21 protein-coding genes and 1 tRNA gene are annotated in these 14,304 nt (G+C 41.3%); 10 read left to right on the top strand and 12 right to left on the bottom strand.

Annotated elements, in window-relative coordinates:
• Positions 1-66: 66 nt before the first annotated feature.
• Together H4K34_RS11625 and H4K34_RS11620 are read left to right on the top strand one after the other, a co-directional pair.
• Positions 67-1,008, top strand: a complete 942-nt coding sequence (locus tag H4K34_RS11625; RefSeq protein WP_210757564.1) for a bifunctional riboflavin kinase/FAD synthetase — start codon at positions 67-69, stop codon at positions 1,006-1,008.
• A complete protein-coding gene (locus tag H4K34_RS11620; RefSeq protein ID WP_210757563.1) occupies positions 971-1,528 on the top strand; it encodes a leucine-rich repeat domain-containing protein in 558 nt (185 codons plus the stop codon). The genes H4K34_RS11625 and H4K34_RS11620 overlap by 38 nt, the downstream gene beginning before the upstream one ends.
• Here H4K34_RS11620 and era read toward each other — a convergent pair.
• The 3 genes from era to H4K34_RS11605 all read right to left on the bottom strand — a co-directional run bounded on the left by era (position 1,525) and on the right by H4K34_RS11605 (position 6,537).
• Complete coding sequence (gene era, locus H4K34_RS11615; RefSeq protein WP_210757562.1) at positions 1,525-2,406, bottom strand: GTPase Era; 882 nt, start codon at positions 2,404-2,406, stop codon at positions 1,525-1,527. The two genes, H4K34_RS11620 and era, sit on opposite strands and share 4 nt — an antisense overlap.
• The gene (locus H4K34_RS11610) at positions 2,403-4,418 is read right to left on the bottom strand and encodes a hypothetical protein (protein ID WP_210757561.1); all 2,016 of its coding nucleotides are present in this window, start codon (positions 4,416-4,418) and stop codon (positions 2,403-2,405) included. Before H4K34_RS11610 ends, era begins: the two co-directional genes overlap by 4 nt.
• A gap of 76 nt (positions 4,419-4,494) precedes the next feature.
• Positions 4,495-6,537 (bottom strand): hypothetical protein, encoded by a 2,043-nt coding sequence (locus H4K34_RS11605; protein WP_210757560.1) that lies wholly within the window; start codon positions 6,535-6,537, stop codon positions 4,495-4,497.
• An 86-nt stretch (positions 6,538-6,623) separates the two neighbouring features.
• Between H4K34_RS11605 and H4K34_RS11600 the strand changes: the two genes are divergently transcribed.
• From H4K34_RS11600 to H4K34_RS11565, 8 genes are all read left to right on the top strand, one after another.
• Positions 6,624-6,696, top strand: a tRNA-Met gene (locus H4K34_RS11600).
• 133 nt (positions 6,697-6,829) lie between these two features.
• The gene (locus H4K34_RS11595) at positions 6,830-7,948 is read left to right on the top strand and encodes a tyrosine-type recombinase/integrase (RefSeq protein ID WP_210757559.1); all 1,119 of its coding nucleotides are present in this window, start codon (positions 6,830-6,832) and stop codon (positions 7,946-7,948) included.
• A gap of 58 nt (positions 7,949-8,006) precedes the next feature.
• Entirely contained in the window at positions 8,007-8,333 is a 327-nt protein-coding gene (locus tag H4K34_RS11590) for a hypothetical protein (RefSeq protein ID WP_210757558.1), read from the top strand.
• Between the two features lie 29 nt (positions 8,334-8,362).
• Positions 8,363-8,617 carry a hypothetical protein gene (locus H4K34_RS11585; protein WP_210757557.1) on the top strand — a complete coding sequence of 85 codons (255 nt, stop codon included), beginning with the start codon at positions 8,363-8,365 and terminating at the stop codon, positions 8,615-8,617.
• 58 nt (positions 8,618-8,675) lie between these two features.
• Positions 8,676-8,999, top strand: coding sequence for a Thoeris anti-defense Tad2 family protein (locus H4K34_RS11580; RefSeq protein ID WP_210757543.1), 324 nt, complete (start codon positions 8,676-8,678; stop codon positions 8,997-8,999).
• A 56-nt stretch (positions 9,000-9,055) separates the two neighbouring features.
• On the top strand, positions 9,056-9,361 hold the full coding sequence (locus H4K34_RS11575; protein WP_210757542.1) for a hypothetical protein: 306 nt from the start codon (positions 9,056-9,058) through the stop codon (positions 9,359-9,361).
• Between the two features lie 133 nt (positions 9,362-9,494).
• Complete coding sequence (locus H4K34_RS11570) at positions 9,495-9,779, top strand: hypothetical protein (protein WP_210757556.1); 285 nt, start codon at positions 9,495-9,497, stop codon at positions 9,777-9,779.
• A 1-nt stretch (position 9,780) separates the two neighbouring features.
• The gene (locus H4K34_RS11565; protein ID WP_210757555.1) at positions 9,781-10,449 is read left to right on the top strand and encodes a hypothetical protein; all 669 of its coding nucleotides are present in this window, start codon (positions 9,781-9,783) and stop codon (positions 10,447-10,449) included.
• 87 nt (positions 10,450-10,536) lie between these two features.
• Here the strand turns inward: H4K34_RS11565 and H4K34_RS11560 are convergent, their stop codons facing one another.
• From H4K34_RS11560 to H4K34_RS11520, 9 genes are read right to left on the bottom strand one after another with little or no spacing between them, the layout of a single operon-like run.
• The gene (locus H4K34_RS11560) at positions 10,537-11,025 is read right to left on the bottom strand and encodes a hypothetical protein (RefSeq protein WP_210757540.1); all 489 of its coding nucleotides are present in this window, start codon (positions 11,023-11,025) and stop codon (positions 10,537-10,539) included.
• Positions 11,018-11,203, bottom strand: coding sequence for a hypothetical protein (locus H4K34_RS11555; RefSeq protein WP_210757539.1), 186 nt, complete (start codon positions 11,201-11,203; stop codon positions 11,018-11,020). Before H4K34_RS11555 ends, H4K34_RS11560 begins: the two co-directional genes overlap by 8 nt.
• A 4-nt stretch (positions 11,204-11,207) precedes the next feature.
• Positions 11,208-11,717: a hypothetical protein gene (locus H4K34_RS11550; protein ID WP_210757538.1), complete on the bottom strand. Its 510-nt coding sequence runs from the start codon at positions 11,715-11,717 to the stop codon at positions 11,208-11,210.
• Positions 11,718-11,726: 9 nt separating this feature from the next.
• Positions 11,727-12,020, bottom strand: a complete 294-nt coding sequence (locus tag H4K34_RS11545; protein WP_210757537.1) for a hypothetical protein — start codon at positions 12,018-12,020, stop codon at positions 11,727-11,729.
• A gap of 5 nt (positions 12,021-12,025) precedes the next feature.
• On the bottom strand, positions 12,026-12,493 hold the full coding sequence (locus H4K34_RS11540) for a hypothetical protein (protein WP_210757554.1): 468 nt from the start codon (positions 12,491-12,493) through the stop codon (positions 12,026-12,028).
• A 56-nt stretch (positions 12,494-12,549) separates the two neighbouring features.
• The gene (locus H4K34_RS11535) at positions 12,550-13,245 is read right to left on the bottom strand and encodes a hypothetical protein (RefSeq protein WP_210757553.1); all 696 of its coding nucleotides are present in this window, start codon (positions 13,243-13,245) and stop codon (positions 12,550-12,552) included.
• Positions 13,245-13,628 (bottom strand): hypothetical protein, encoded by a 384-nt coding sequence (locus H4K34_RS11530; RefSeq protein WP_210757535.1) that lies wholly within the window; start codon positions 13,626-13,628, stop codon positions 13,245-13,247. Before H4K34_RS11530 ends, H4K34_RS11535 begins: the two co-directional genes overlap by 1 nt.
• Positions 13,628-14,020, bottom strand: coding sequence for a hypothetical protein (locus H4K34_RS11525; protein ID WP_210757534.1), 393 nt, complete (start codon positions 14,018-14,020; stop codon positions 13,628-13,630). The genes H4K34_RS11530 and H4K34_RS11525 overlap by 1 nt, the downstream gene beginning before the upstream one ends.
• Positions 14,021-14,032: 12 nt before the next feature.
• Positions 14,033-14,299 (bottom strand): hypothetical protein, encoded by a 267-nt coding sequence (locus H4K34_RS11520; RefSeq protein ID WP_210757533.1) that lies wholly within the window; start codon positions 14,297-14,299, stop codon positions 14,033-14,035.
• Positions 14,300-14,304: the final 5 nt, after the last annotated feature.

The following is a 14,304-nucleotide window of genomic DNA, read 5'->3' as shown; positions in this document are numbered from 1 at the left end:
TAATTTTGAACAGGTAACTAACAGGGAGGAAATGCCCCTCTCTACACGTTCTAAAACACTGAAAATTTGAAGGTTTACTATTCGATCGATGACTTTCAAAAACTGGAGAAAGCGGTGGTCACAACTGGTACTTTCGACGGCGTTCATCATGGTCATCGCAAAATCCTGGCTCAACTCAACAATGTTGCCCATACTATTGGAGGCGAAAGTGTACTCCTCACCTTCTTTCCGCATCCGCGGTTGGTTTTACAACCCGATCTTGATTTAAAGTTGATCAATTCTCAAACAGAAAAAATTGAGCTTTTAAAATCAACTGGTCTAGATCATCTCATCATACACCCCTTTACCACCGAATTTTCTCGTACCAGTTCCTTGGATTTTGTACGCAATATTTTGGTGAATCAAATTGGCGCCAAAAAACTGGTAATTGGTTACGATCATCATTTTGGCCGAAATCGCGAAGGCAGCTTTGAGCATCTAAAAGAATATGGTCCTCTTTATGGTTTTGATGTAGAGGAAATCCCGGCGCAGGATATTCAAGACACCACCGTAAGCAGCACTAAAATTCGCAAGGCCATTGAAGAAGGCACCATTGAAATAGCTAATGAATACCTGGAATACGCCTTTCCTTTAACTGGCAAAGTTGTAGAAGGTGAGCACATTGGTCATACTATCGGCTTCCCCACCGCCAATATTCGGGTAAAGGACAGTTATAAAATTGTTCCGGCCAATGGTGTTTATGCCATTACGGTAAGCTTCCCCAATCAAAGTGAAAAGGCTCCGCAAAAAGCAATGTGTAATATTGGCATTCGCCCCACTTTCGGTGGAAAATTCCAAACCATAGAAGCCCATCTCTTTGATTTTAACGAGGACCTTTATGGACAGGAACTCAGCTTGCACTTCCATAAATGCTTACGAAATGAAATGAAGTTTAATGGACCGGAAGCTTTAAAAGCCCAATTGCAGAAAGATGAAGAAGCTGCTCGCGCTGTACTTGCTCATCTTTAGCCTTTCGGCGGAAGGGCAATCCAGATTAAAACATTTCCTAGCCGATAGTAATCGCTCCTCAATCGAAACACTCGACTTAAGTCGTTGCGATTTAACTAGCCTTCCGGCTGAATTAAAAGATTGCCTTCAGCTCAAAGAACTGGACCTTTCTAAGAATGAATTAGACTCCTTACCTACCTGGTTCGGCCTCTTTACAGATTTAGAAGTTTTGCATCTATCCAGCAATCAATTTAAACACCTTCCTCAAGTATTGCAGCAATGCCAGCATTTGAAAGAATTGCATTTAGATCAAAACCCAATAGACAGTTTGAATGCCGGTGTACTAAAGCTTAGTCAATTGAAATGGCTGGATCTTTGGGACTGTGAAATCAAATACATCAGCCCTGAGCTATGCCAGCACAGCGGTCTTCGCAAAATTGATTTGAGGCGAAATTTCTTGGGCACCCGTGACCTTAAATGGCTTTATGAATGTGCATCAAATTGGGATATAGAATCTACCTGGGGCTGCGATTGCGATTAGGACTTATAGCCAAATCGGTTTAAGTCGCGATCATTACTACGCCAGTCTTTTCGCACCTTCACAAATAAATCTAGGAAAACCTTTTTCTTAAAAAAGGACTCCATTTTCTTGCGAGCACCGGTTCCGGTTTTCTTAATCATACTGCCTTTGGCACCCACCAAAATTCCCTTTTGGGTATTGCGCTCTACATAGATATTTGCGCGAATCCTGATGATCGACTCCTCTTCTTTAAACTCTTCCACTTTCACCTCAACAGCGTAGGGAATCTCTTTAGAGTAATTGAACAGGATTTGCTCACGCACCATCTCTTCCACAAAGAAACGCTCATTGCGGTCGCTTAAATCTTCCTTATCGTAATAGGGCGGGCTCTCCGGTAAAAGGTCTTTCAGGCGATCGGTTAAAACATCAATATTAAATTGATTTAAAGCCGAGAGCGGCAAGATCGCAGCGTCCGGAAATTCGGAATGCCAGTATTCCACTTCCTCCTCCAAACGAGTTTGATCGATGGTATCAATTTTATTGAGAATGATAAACACCGGCTCCTTCACCCTTTTCAGCTTTTCATAGACTTGCTCGTCTTTTAAAGAGCGAATACCCGGCTCCACCAGATAAAGAAACACATCAGCATCCTCGAAAGTGGAATGCACAAAATCCATCATACGCTCCTGAAGCGTATAAGCCGGTTTAATGATTCCTGGAGTATCTGAAAAAACAATCTGATAATCTTCACCATTTAAAAAGCCCAAAATCCGATGACGGGTAGTTTGGGCCTTTGGAGTGGTAATCGATAACTGCTCTCCTAATAGGGCATTCAATAAAGTGGATTTACCCACATTAGGGTTACCGATAATATTTACGTAGCCAGCACGATGTTTCATTCTTTTGGTGTCAATTGTATTTTCAGTCCTCTAAAAGCCCTATTGTAAAGCTCCTCTACTTCCTTTGCGTCAGCGCCTACCAGAAAATGATTCGGCACCGAAACCTGAACAATCAAACCTATCTGATTGGGAGAATAGCGTTTCTCAATAAGCTCAAAGCGGAAAACCTTCCCATTATAGCTTTCGGGCCGATCTAGGGTATATTCAAATTCCTGATCCGCCTCAATATTAAGCTGATAGTTCACTTCATAAGGCAAAGGCAATGCGTAAATATTTGCCTTTGCGGGGAAGCGTTTTAAAACAATGGCATCCCTTAAACTTATTCTTAATGAATTCTCATTTAGGACTTTCTTCCCCGAATTTACGGTATAAGATCTACGGTTAAACACCCCATTATTGGTTCGAACAAATTCCGAAGCAGTATGACAATCAAAAGCACTGTCTGGATGGACGATATACTCATAGTACATCCGATTTCGGAAGGCCCCATAAAATTCAAAATCTTCTCTTAATTCATAGCTCTTATTCTGAAGATCAACTTTATAAGTAAGTAGCTTCTTAAATCCATCTTGAGCAGCTGGATTATAGGGTAAATCTAATTTATAATACGATTTTTCATTCAGATTAAAAGCAATGGCTTGCCCACCCGAAAACTCAGAAGGAAAATGATCTACCTCATAAAAATTACCCAAATAAGGACCTAAAAAAGCAAAATGAAACTTGCCTTCTAAATCCATGAAGCCCATGGCCATAGCTTGAAACTGTGAACTAGAGATAAAGGAAGGATCAAAAGTCCCTGTTCTTTTCATTTTCATCAAAATAGGGAAGGCTGGATAGCCTCTTTTCTCCAATAGCTGAAAGTAAAACTTTGACAAGAGACTGTAATGCGCAAACACAATGGGCGGTGCTTCTTTATGACCTAAAGTCAGAATAACAAATTGGTTTACCTCTCGACTGAGTAGCCTTACAGACTCCACAATATTTAAACTGGTATCCGCCGCAAGACTATCGGTATAGGCTATCAGATCTTCCAGGGCCGTCATAACCGGTTTATTGCGCGAAACCCGTGTAAATGACAACATATAAAGGAAGCCATCAATATAACTACGATTGGAGTAACTATTAACCAAATTTACCTGAGGAGATAGATAAATCCTGTAACCAAAATTTAAATTATCCCAGCATTCAAAGTCATTAAAATCGTAAATATCTCCATTATAAAACAGGTCAGGAATATACTCGTACCAGGACGAATAGGTTCGACCATTTTCAAAGTCCACCAAATGCCGCCAATCAAAACTCACATAAGGCTCATGGTTACTATGCACATCCAAACCTGAAACTTTGGGACCGGGAAAAGCCCCCATAAGCTTAAAATTATAAACACGGATATTGTGCTTGGAGGTATCTGATACTTCTACCCTAGGATGTTTACCATAAATCAAGTCTCGATCACTGCGATAGCTCACTTCCAGTTCCGATTGCTTTATCGGTTTATCCCAATTCAAAAGATGTCTTTTAGGAAAATGAATGTCCTTAACACGGTAAAACACTTCCAGGACTGAGCCCGGCACTAAACCTTCAAGTTTTACACGAATATTAGATTGAATAGACCTTCCGGTCAAGGCAACACTAACTTGGTCATCAAGCTCCTTTTTTCTTGGCTCATAAATTACCTGCCCATCTTTCCAAACACGGTAACCGAAAGTCTCAAAACTTCCACCATATTCAGAAAAAATCATAAGACTCTTGTTTCTCTGAATAGAACTGTCGGTTGCAAATTGCTGAATATAGTGCCGCGAGAAATGCTCCTCCATCCGCTCAAAACTGTAGAAGTAAAAATCAAGATAGTCTTTGCGGTATTGATAATCCCCATCTCCTATATATGGATCCAATTGTCGCTTTTCCTGAAATCGCTCTTCTTCCCAAGTAACGGTTGAATACGGATAAATGGCCCAAAGAGAAGAACTGAAACAGAGGGCCAATACTAATGGCAGGATAAATCTAGGCATAAAGGTTGTTTGGTCGCGGCAAATATAAGGCAATCCCTAGGCCTATGTCACAGCTATTTGCAGTCCCTTTGGTATCCTATCTTTTTAAACGCCCAATATTGATCGAATGCTCCGAATTTAAAAAGTCAAAAAGATGCTGATAAAGCCTAATTTCCTCCTCCTTGATGAAGCACTTTTTCATCTTCAGGTCCAAATAAAATTCATACTTGGAGTCTGAAATCTTTTGCCATGAATTCTGAAGCTCATAAAGGGGGCTATGTTCCTCCGGTAGCCCCGATCCTATCCAAATTAAACTATCCTTACTTTCAAAGGTCCACACCCATTTGGCACTGTAAACCATAGGCAAGGCAAAGGCCCGGTCGGGGGTAGGTGCATTTTTAAGGATTAAACCCTTTGACAAATCCAGATTCATGCTGATGGTATCCTGCAGTTTTTGGCTCTCAGCGGCTTGCACTAAAATAGAATCGCTTAATAAGGCATTGTGTAGTAATTGATAATTGGTAAAACCTAGCATGTCCTGCGCCGAATCTCCCTTGATATAGGCATGTGCTAGAATAGATCGAAAAGCCCCGCTAAATAAAGTGCTATCTCGAATAATCAAACGATTCACATCTGACCTCAGCACTAAGTTTCGACGAAATTCTACTTTGTGATTTTCAGGCTTAAGCTTCGGTAAATTCACCAAATCGGGCTTTTTCTCAAACCTTTGAAATAAGAGGGCTGTGCCTCCTTGAAAATCAGGCGGGATAGTACCCGGATAAAAATACTGACCTAAATATGGGCCGGGAAAAATGTATTGCCACTCTGCATCCGGCGAAGGCCGAAAAGCCACTCCTCTAGCATAAGCCGGCCAGGGTGAAGGATAATCGATGGCCGGAACGCCACTTCTTTCGGGGTAAAAAAAGACGAGACGATGCTCAATATCAAAGTGACTGAAAAGCGCTTCATAATGAGAGCAAAAAAGGCCATACTCCGTAAATACCGGAGGGTAAACAGGCATATTGCGGATATAAGCCTTTGCCGTAGTCTCTTGAGCCCGGTAAATAACATCCATGGCCTCCCGCCAATTAGGAATTGAATTTTCCTCGATAATGGATCGCAATTGATCTTCAATCGCCAGCCACCTTTCGGCATAAGCCCGGGAAAGCCTCCATCTGCCCGCTGCATATGCCTCATTATTGGATAAGCTCTCCGACCGTTCATGAAAATACCGCACGGGACGTACCCACGAACCATAGTATTGCTGCAGGCCAAATTCTTGATCTAAGGTATTTTGATAAACCGCGTAATCCTGCACATCTCCTTTATAAAACATGTGATCTATTATCTGCGACCAGGAGCCATTTTCTTCGCGGTCGTATATAAAGATTTGATCTTTCCAATCCAGCCAAACCGAAGGCAGCTCTGCGGGAACGGTAGTTAATCCCCGTTCCAAGTTCAAAGCTTTGCAATTACTGCTCTTAAAGCTGTAAAAAATATTCTCATAGATGCGCTCTTTGCTCTGCTCCACTACCTCCGAAGCCGAAAATTGCAAAGGGTAGGCAGACAAAACCTTTATCCTTTGTATAGATTCTGATATGGGAAAAACCTCATTGAAGCCAAGGTTATAGGGCAAAGGAGCGCCCTCCAAACTTATCATCACTTCAACAATTTGCCCTGGTTTTAATTCTGGGAACTGCAAGCTAAAGGCAAAGAGTTTTCCGCTGTGAGGATCTGCTATCAGGCTATCCAAAAAATAATTTCGAATACTGGCCGCCCGGGCTTCATAAACCAGAATATCTTCTTCCCAAATGCGAAAGTCGATATCCTTTAGAATTTCATAGTTGGGTAGCTGAAACAAGATTTTTGACCAATTGTCGATGGATGACTGATCCGGGTATTGAAAGCGTGCATAATGGAAGTAGCGCTCGCCACTTACATCCGAACCGCTGTTAAAATATTCCCTTTGCACGATGTTTTGAACCGCTGCAAATGAGTCAATTCGATAATCAAAACGCGGGCGAGGCCAGTCGCGCCAATTTTTTTCCCAGTACTCTGCAGTATAAGGTCTTCCCTGCGCAAGGAGCGGATTTCCAGCCCATCCCAGGCATAGTAAAAGGACGATCAGGTATCTGGCCATGCCACTAAATTAATAGAATTCAATAATCTTTTTGTCAGTTCCCAAAAAGCTTTTATATTTGCCGCCCCAATAGGGAAACAACATATCGCGGGGTGGAGCAGTTGGTAGCTCGTTGGGCTCATAACCCAAAGGTCGTCAGTTCGAGTCTGGCCCCCGCTACTACCATCAATAAAAGCCCTGTATATCAGGGCTTTTGCCTTCTAAAAAACCCAACCGGGACAAATACGGGTCAATAATTTGACAACAGATCACGTTTTACGTGGCCTGAGCACAGCTAAAACCCGCATTTGCCATGTCTACCGTTTTACCTTACTATCCTGCCAAGCTCCACGAAGGGGCCACCTGGTATATTGCTTTTTATGTGATAGATCCGCGCACGGGGAAACTCTCCAGGCGACGCATTAAATGGAATCGCATTGAAAAGATTAGTGAGCGCCGGCGCCAGGGAAAGGAAATGTGCCGGCAGTTAAATGAGCGATTGGCCCGGGGCTGGAATCCTCTGGCAGAGGAATTAGCTTCACGATCGCAGAGTTTATTACCGGATGCGGCCCGCGAGTTTTTACGCGAAAAGGAAAAACGATTTGAAGAGGGCACCGTAAGAGCTGATACTTTGCGCTCATACCGGTCGTATCTATCGATGATTGAAAAGCATATTCCCCATTGGGAGCATACCAATTGTGTGGGCTTTCAGCGAGAAGCCATTATCACATTTTTAGACTTTGTCTACCATGATTTAGGACGATCAGCGCGGACCCGCAATAATTACCTAGGCTTTCTTCACAATTTTTGCGAATGGATGATTCAGGCCGGCTACCTCTATGTAAATCCAGCCTTGGGCCTGCGGAAAATCCCAGAGAGTGAGAAAAAACGAAAAATCATTCCCCCTTCAGAACGGCTTCGAATTTTCAAGCACCTAGAAAAGACCAATTACGGTTACTATGTGCTTTGTTTAGTAGAATATTATCTTTTTATCCGACGTACAGAAATTACTAAGCTTCGCGTGCATCACTTTGACCTGGAGCGTTGCACGGTGCTTATTCCGGCCAAGTATTCTAAGAACCGCAAAGATGATACGATTACCATCCCTAAAACCGTGGCAACGGTTTTGCGTATCTATCTAAAAAATGCGTCCGATCAGCACTTTTTTACCGGTCCCGATTTTAGGCCAAGCCCCAAGGCTTTAAGCCCCAAAAAAATTAGTGATCAATGGACCAAACTTCGTCAGGAACTCGGCTTTTTAAAGGCTTATCAATTTTATTCCCTGAAGGATACGGGCATTACTGATATGCTACGGGCGGGTATTCCTTCCATTTTAGTACGCGACCAAGCCCGCCATTATGATGTAAGCCAAACCGATCAATATGCCGCCCGGGGGAAAGGGGCCAACCCGGAAATTGAAGCCTTTGAGTAGAATTAAATATCAATGAGGTAGATTTTTCTACATTTGATGCAACCACAAAATTTACATTATGACTGAAGAACGATGGGGACATGAATACAACCTCGAAAACTATGAAGGTAAATCCAATCAGTGTCTAGTTTTTGTCGAACAATCCTGCCCTGGAGATGAACTACCTAACTCTAATGGGCCTTTAAAGACGATCCAAAATGGCACTACTGAGGAAGAAGTGCTAAAAGCTTTACTCAGCCGTCTAAGATATTTGAATCTTCAAGTTCATTTTCAGTGTAGTTCAAATTTCATTGCAGAACAAAAATTAAGGGAAGCGCTTTGGTGGCTTTATGAAAGTGAAACCAACCGGAGTAAAAGAGCCAAATACCAAGAAGCTCAATCTTAAAATCTATTTGTTCATTTTAATTAGTACCAATGTCAGAGTTTAAAAAATACCGTCGTAAACAAATCGCTGAATTACGCGAAGTTACCCAAGAGCATATTGACCTATTCAAGCTTAAACATGCTTTAGTTCTTCCTGGTGGCATTCAGGTTTCAATTTCTCCAGAAGATATCAATCATGGATCTCCTAAGCTGGGAGATATGATTGCTCGAAACCCGAAAAACTATAAAGATCAATGGCTAGTGGCCGAGCAATATTTCAAAGACAACTTTGAAGCGATTCAATAAGAAACTTTTTAAAGTGTAGATTTTTCTATATTTCGACAAGTAATATAAATATTGAATTATGACTTTAAGTTTTGGCGATGCAATCAATGCATTAGAACAGGGTAAAATGGCCCGACGCAAATCCTGGGCGGATAGCGGAAAGTTTGTATTTAGACAAGTTCCTTCTATAATCAAGAAAGAAATAGTACCTAAAATGCAATCTTTGCCCGAATCGGTAAAAAAGGAGTTTCAAAAACGATTTGATTTCTCCAATAATCAAATTGACGCAATTTATTATCAAGATCAATTTGCTTTAGTTAATTCTAGCAACTTGATCACCAGTTGGTGTCCAACTGTACCTGATTCATTGGCAAAAGATTGGGAAGTTTTGCCTAGTGATTAGTGTAGATTATTCTACATATATTTAAAGCTCGTTTTTGTCTAATCTAAATCTCAAACATGAAAAAACATCTTGTTTTAGTGCTTGCGGGCTTAGCGTTTGCGCCAGTAGTCAGCTTAGCAGAGGTTATTGAAGATGCAGAAGCGCCCATTTTTTGCGAAGTGGATGCAACGGAATCTTTCACGGCTATTGATCTAAAGATCGAAGCGGTTGATTTCTACCAGGTGGAAAGCCTACAGGTAGCAGCCGTATTGTGTGAGCCGGTGATCAATGTTGGACCTTCCGGAAAGGATTTCGCGCCAGTGGGTAGCTATAAGCATCGTCAGCCGCAGCCCTTTCGATGGGGTGGCGCCTATTTTTATTAACCTGGATACATTTATTAGGTTGAAAGCTCGGGATTTTCCCGGGCTTTTTTTATGCCCAAAAAAATCACTTTCGAATATTTTTCTTTTCTTTTTGCAGATTTTTCTATATTTGATGAATATTAAACTACTATTTATGCGTGCGACAAAACACCCCATCTGCCCTTTTACCAAAGAGCCCATGCTTATAACCGTACTGGACCTCCAAAATCGATTAACCAAAGAATATGGCATGAAGTGCGAGGTTTTTCCCTTAGACCCTACTGTGACATTCTTTGGCAGCGAATTAGAATGTTACAGAATGAGCTACCGCTTTAAAAAGAAAGAAAACCGGGTGGCTTATTCCAAGCCTCTCGAATGCTGGTACATCAGTTTTTCTCGCTGGTTTACAATCGAATTTTCCCAAAATATTATTGCTTAATATGAGTTACCAAAGCACTTTTGAAAAATGTAAGATCATTCGTGAATTTATTCTCAACGAATCTATTGAGGCCTTACTTTATGCCCATGGCCAGCCCGAGCATTGGTTTGAACGAATTTCTAAAATCCCTTCCTTGGTTCAGGAGTCTGAAGGTGATTTTTCGATTGATCCGAATGACCTTAGTCGCGAAGAGCGCATTGACCTAGGATTTAAAGATTTGAGTAATCCAGAAATATGCCTTATTCCCGTTTGGCTTTATCCCTTTTTAGCACCAGAGTTTAATTGGGTTAGTATCAAAGGAAAACGGGGCACAAAAAAGCCTCGGGATATAGATAGTCGATTAGGGCATTTAGGCTTTGGAGTGGACCTTCAAAACAATCAGCACAAGCAGTTGGCAAGACTAATAACGGAGAAAGTTATTAATCAGTGCACTGATAATGTTCTTGCAGATATTGATCTATCCAATGAGTTTCTCATTCATAGTATTCTCCAATTCAAATCAGACATTATTTGTAATCTGCATTTTTACCGACGTCCGAAAAAAGAGATTATTAAAATGATTGAAGACCTATGGCAAAAAGGCATTGAAGGTCAAAAGTTAGATCCGGTAGTGATTCAAATTTATGGCGCTTATAAAGCTGATTTAATCGACGCCATCCAAAACGCCTAATATGTTCTTTCAGAAAACTAAAAAGATTCTACGCTAGAATTTGTCCAAAGTATTCTAAATCCAAAAAGCCCCAATTAGGGGCTTTTCTTATTCAGTTACGGGCTGCTTTCTCGCCCGAATGAGCTCCTTAAAGTGGGGGGCGACATTTTGAATGGTACGTTCGCCAAAAAGGAAAGCCAGGACAATCATATTAATAGTATAAAGCATATCCTCACCGGTAGGCGTTAAATCCAGACGCTTTAAGAAATAAAGTACGTCTATGATAATGGTTCCCCAGCCCCAAATAGGCCGCTGTGCCCCTCTTAAAAACAGCACAACACGCCCCATCCAACCGGCTTGCACCAGGTCTTTTGCCGTACCTTCCAGGTCCTTTATTCGCTGGTTAAATTCCATTTCAACTTTGAAGGCTTCTGACTGAAGCGCTAATTCATGCTCATGGGCAATTTGAAGAGCAATGTTTTCTAACTGCGCCTTTTCTTCTTTGGTAGTTACAAAGCGATCGACACCATCTACAATTTGCTTTACCATATCCCCACCGGTGAAAATACCGCTGATTTTCTGCCAAATACTACTCATCTTGTATTGCTTTTTGTTTCTGCTCTAGGTGCAATAACCGAATTTTATAGCCTGTATAGACTACTGCTAATCCAGCTCCAATCATACTTAAAACTGAAGAGGCCAAATCTGAAAAACTAACTACCAGGGTAGTTAAATTGAAACCCCAAACCTTTATTTGATCGATATCGATTTGCATGCCCTCAAACATTAAATAAATGGACTTTTGAATTATAAGGATCATCGCAAACGTCTAAATGAACCCAGGAAATTGGAACGCCATTCAAATTGTTTTCCAATCGAATTGGATAGGGGCAATCCTTTTGGTTTTCGATAAACCATTGACGAACTTTAGGGGCCGGCATATCCTTTACCTTGAAGTCTAAAGCCATTCCCAAAACATGGCCGGAAATATAGACTTGTGTTTTTCCTTGAACAATATCACAAAGATTATCGCGCAATCCCCGCTCATCATATACCGTTTCCCCAGGATTAGCCGTATGCCAATTATTGGCATAAAAAGGCCGGTCAATGGATTCTCGTGCCCAAAGAATTACTGTCAGTAGTCGCGGATCAAAACGAGAGAGGAAAAAGTAGTTTCCTCGATTTTTAAATTTTGCATGACATTCCGGAGTTACTAATTCTTCAATACAGAAAAATTGTAAAAAGCGATCGTAAAGCTCCTTTGTAGTGCGGGGTCTATTCCAATCCATAACTTAGGTTTAAAACGAATGAAACAATGCATTCAACTCACTAATGTTATTCCCAAAATCTAGGTTCAAATTTTCGCTCATAACATCGGCATGAGTAAGGGGAGAAAGGATTTCTTGTTGAGTTAGATTACCCTGCTGATCATATTGCGCCCTTTGTACCGGTACATGATTTAAAATCACAACCGAATGCGTTTGCGCAGCATATTGGCCAGCCTCATTTAGTACTCCTTTAGCTTTTAAAGCTGCTGTTAGGTCCTGTAAATTAGGATAAGCAATAGAATAAATCTTCACATCTATATTCATTCCAATTATGTTGTTAGATTGTTAGATTCGGTGGCATTTAGCTTATTCGGGTTATACGCGCAAACCCGGATCCTGCCCCTAAATGGATTTGTCCCATCCGTAAAACGCCACTGATTCAAAGTACTAGGCAGACCTCCATTTGATGCGCTGCCTTCCGTGCTTCCGTCTACATGCAAGCTCATACCACTTGCCCCATAGTTGAAACAAACTTTATTGTAGGTACCGGCTACGGCCGGAGCTCCAGAAATAGAAGTAGTACCTCCGGAACCAACACAAGTCCCCTCAATTCCAGTACCATTAATATCAATGCGAATGGCGTTTGTAGATTCAGCTCCACTTTGGGAAAGCTCGATTACATTACTTACCGTATCATCAAAGACCGTGGCTTCTAGGTAAAAATTCCCTTCTAAGTCCTCCAATAAGGCTCCAATTGCACTAGATGAAACTACATCCGCATTTCGGGTACGCGCCAAGCCGGTTGTTCTAATAACGCTAGTTGCATATGTGCCAGCTTCTAATTGAAAAGCCGTTAACTGCAACGTATTACCGTCATCAACTCCAGAATTGCCCCACTACTGGGTAACTGTAGGAATAAATTATTTGCGCCCAAAGTAGTCCCTAGAATTACTACTCGTTTAATGTCATCGTTTACAGTATCGTAAACCTTTACGGAAGAAATTCCTCCTCCGGCTGTAGTTACAGTTTCGGTAGAAATACGCACTACCCCAATACCATTCCCGGTTTCTCTTACCCCGATATAATCCCCACTAGCTGATATTTTCACATACAAACTAATTGCCCAGTTTTGGCCTGGTGAAAAACCCCCATAGACAAATCCTAAATTATTGGTAGTGCCGTTTTGGGTATATAGGCCCCAGTCAAAACTATTGTTTAGTTCAAATGCGCCTGGCTCAGCAGGCGTTAAAGTGGAATTATACCAATTTGCAGGGGTGCTATTATCCGTGGCAAAATTTGTCCGATCAGGTTCATCCAATAGGCTTGGACAGTTCCCTAATTCCGCCCAACACCATCGGGGCGTATTAGCGGGCACAAATTCAATTTGCCCCGTACTATTGACGCGACTAGCATTAGAAGTATTTTGAACAGCATCAAAATCTACTAATGTCCCTAATCCCGAGCTTGGGCTTTCTCCATAAAGGGTACCAGCCTTAAAACCCCCACCTTTTCCAATCAAAATATTTGCGCTGTCAAATGCCGTTGCCATTATAAATTCACATTATTAAGTTCAATAATCCCTTGCCTATAGCAGAAAGGACTTTCTAAGGATCCACCATCTAATTCTACTGCGGCCTGATATGCTTGTAATGCTGCTAAAGATTGAATTTCAACCGAATTGAAAGCAATTAAATTTTGTCTATAACAGAATGGACTTTCTACAGACCCACCATCGGTTTCAACTGCTCTTTTATAAGCTAAAGATGTCGTCAGCATTTGTATATCTACCGCATCTAAAGCATTAATACTTGCTTGATAGCAAGTAATGCTTTCTACCTGGCCACCGGCTGCAATTACAGCTTGTCGATAAAGATTAGCGGCAGATTCACTAGTAGATAAAATTGGAGCTAGTATTTTAAATAATTGCGCCATTAATTTTGTAAAAATGAGCCTTCAACTTTAGCCCGAGTAGGTCCATAAACCCGAACATATACTGAGTTCCATTGGTTTTCAATGGAAATGCTTAAATCTTCTACTCCATTAATTGTAAAACCATTACCCCTAAATTCAAAAGATCCAGAGCCCAAACGCTCTAGGGTACAGAAAAACCCTTCGGATATATCCGATGGAATACGAACAATTACGGGATCATCTGAAAGGCTTTGAATGCAATAACCTCTATCGTCATCGGACAAATTGTAATCGGCCTCAATGGTTTTAACTGGAATACCGGCCAGCTCATTAAGAACATCCCGGTGCGTGCCATGCGTGGTACTGTTAAAATTATCTCGGTAAAGTTTCGTAATACGTTCTAATATCGTCATAGCCTTAAAATCTTAGGTAAATGCCCGAATAATAAAATTATCATTGAGACCGGCACTAATACTTTGAACTACCATGGCCAAGCCTGAATTTTGGCTCCAGTAATCCATTTGTTCCCCGGGTAAAATATCATCCTCTTGGCCATTAATAGTGATTTTAGCGGAATCACCTGGGTCTTGATTAGTAACCACAATCCTGCTAAACACTTGATTGTTAAACGGATTAATTGGATTACCTCCTGCTGGAACAACTAAAACTTTAAATAAACCTTTGCCGGCCATACCTA

The sequence above is a fragment of the Croceimicrobium hydrocarbonivorans genome, from assembly GCF_014524565.1.
GTDB classification, from domain to species: domain Bacteria; phylum Bacteroidota; class Bacteroidia; order Flavobacteriales; family Schleiferiaceae; genus Croceimicrobium; species Croceimicrobium hydrocarbonivorans.
The sequence above is the reverse complement of the archived record's forward strand: the minus strand, read 5'-3'. Positions and strand labels throughout refer to the sequence as shown.

Bases quoted from the DNA above. Each gene is read 5' to 3' on its own strand.
- H4K34_RS11620 (WP_210757563.1), top strand. From the start codon at position 971: ATGAAGAAGCTGCTCGCGCTGTACTTGCTCATCTTTAGCCTTTCGGCG.
- era (WP_210757562.1), bottom strand. From the start codon at position 2,406: ATGAAACATCGTGCTGGCTACGTAAATATTATCGGTAACCCTAATGTG.
- H4K34_RS11610 (WP_210757561.1), bottom strand. From the start codon at position 4,418: ATGCCTAGATTTATCCTGCCATTAGTATTGGCCCTCTGTTTCAGTTCT.
- H4K34_RS11605 (WP_210757560.1), bottom strand. From the start codon at position 6,537: ATGGCCAGATACCTGATCGTCCTTTTACTATGCCTGGGATGGGCTGGA.
- H4K34_RS11595 (WP_210757559.1), top strand. From the start codon at position 6,830: ATGTCTACCGTTTTACCTTACTATCCTGCCAAGCTCCACGAAGGGGCC.
- H4K34_RS11590 (WP_210757558.1), top strand. From the start codon at position 8,007: ATGACTGAAGAACGATGGGGACATGAATACAACCTCGAAAACTATGAA.
- H4K34_RS11585 (WP_210757557.1), top strand. From the start codon at position 8,363: ATGTCAGAGTTTAAAAAATACCGTCGTAAACAAATCGCTGAATTACGC.
- H4K34_RS11580 (WP_210757543.1), top strand. From the start codon at position 8,676: ATGACTTTAAGTTTTGGCGATGCAATCAATGCATTAGAACAGGGTAAA.
- H4K34_RS11575 (WP_210757542.1), top strand. From the start codon at position 9,056: ATGAAAAAACATCTTGTTTTAGTGCTTGCGGGCTTAGCGTTTGCGCCA.
- H4K34_RS11570 (WP_210757556.1), top strand. From the start codon at position 9,495: ATGCGTGCGACAAAACACCCCATCTGCCCTTTTACCAAAGAGCCCATG.
- H4K34_RS11565 (WP_210757555.1), top strand. From the start codon at position 9,781: ATGAGTTACCAAAGCACTTTTGAAAAATGTAAGATCATTCGTGAATTT.
- H4K34_RS11560 (WP_210757540.1), bottom strand. From the start codon at position 11,025: ATGAGTAGTATTTGGCAGAAAATCAGCGGTATTTTCACCGGTGGGGAT.
- H4K34_RS11555 (WP_210757539.1), bottom strand. From the start codon at position 11,203: ATGCAAATCGATATCGATCAAATAAAGGTTTGGGGTTTCAATTTAACT.
- H4K34_RS11550 (WP_210757538.1), bottom strand. From the start codon at position 11,717: ATGGATTGGAATAGACCCCGCACTACAAAGGAGCTTTACGATCGCTTT.
- H4K34_RS11545 (WP_210757537.1), bottom strand. From the start codon at position 12,020: ATGAATATAGATGTGAAGATTTATTCTATTGCTTATCCTAATTTACAG.
- H4K34_RS11535 (WP_210757553.1), bottom strand. From the start codon at position 13,245: ATGGCAACGGCATTTGACAGCGCAAATATTTTGATTGGAAAAGGTGGG.
- H4K34_RS11530 (WP_210757535.1), bottom strand. From the start codon at position 13,628: ATGGCGCAATTATTTAAAATACTAGCTCCAATTTTATCTACTAGTGAA.
- H4K34_RS11525 (WP_210757534.1), bottom strand. From the start codon at position 14,020: ATGACGATATTAGAACGTATTACGAAACTTTACCGAGATAATTTTAAC.
- H4K34_RS11520 (WP_210757533.1), bottom strand. From the start codon at position 14,299: ATGGCCGGCAAAGGTTTATTTAAAGTTTTAGTTGTTCCAGCAGGAGGT.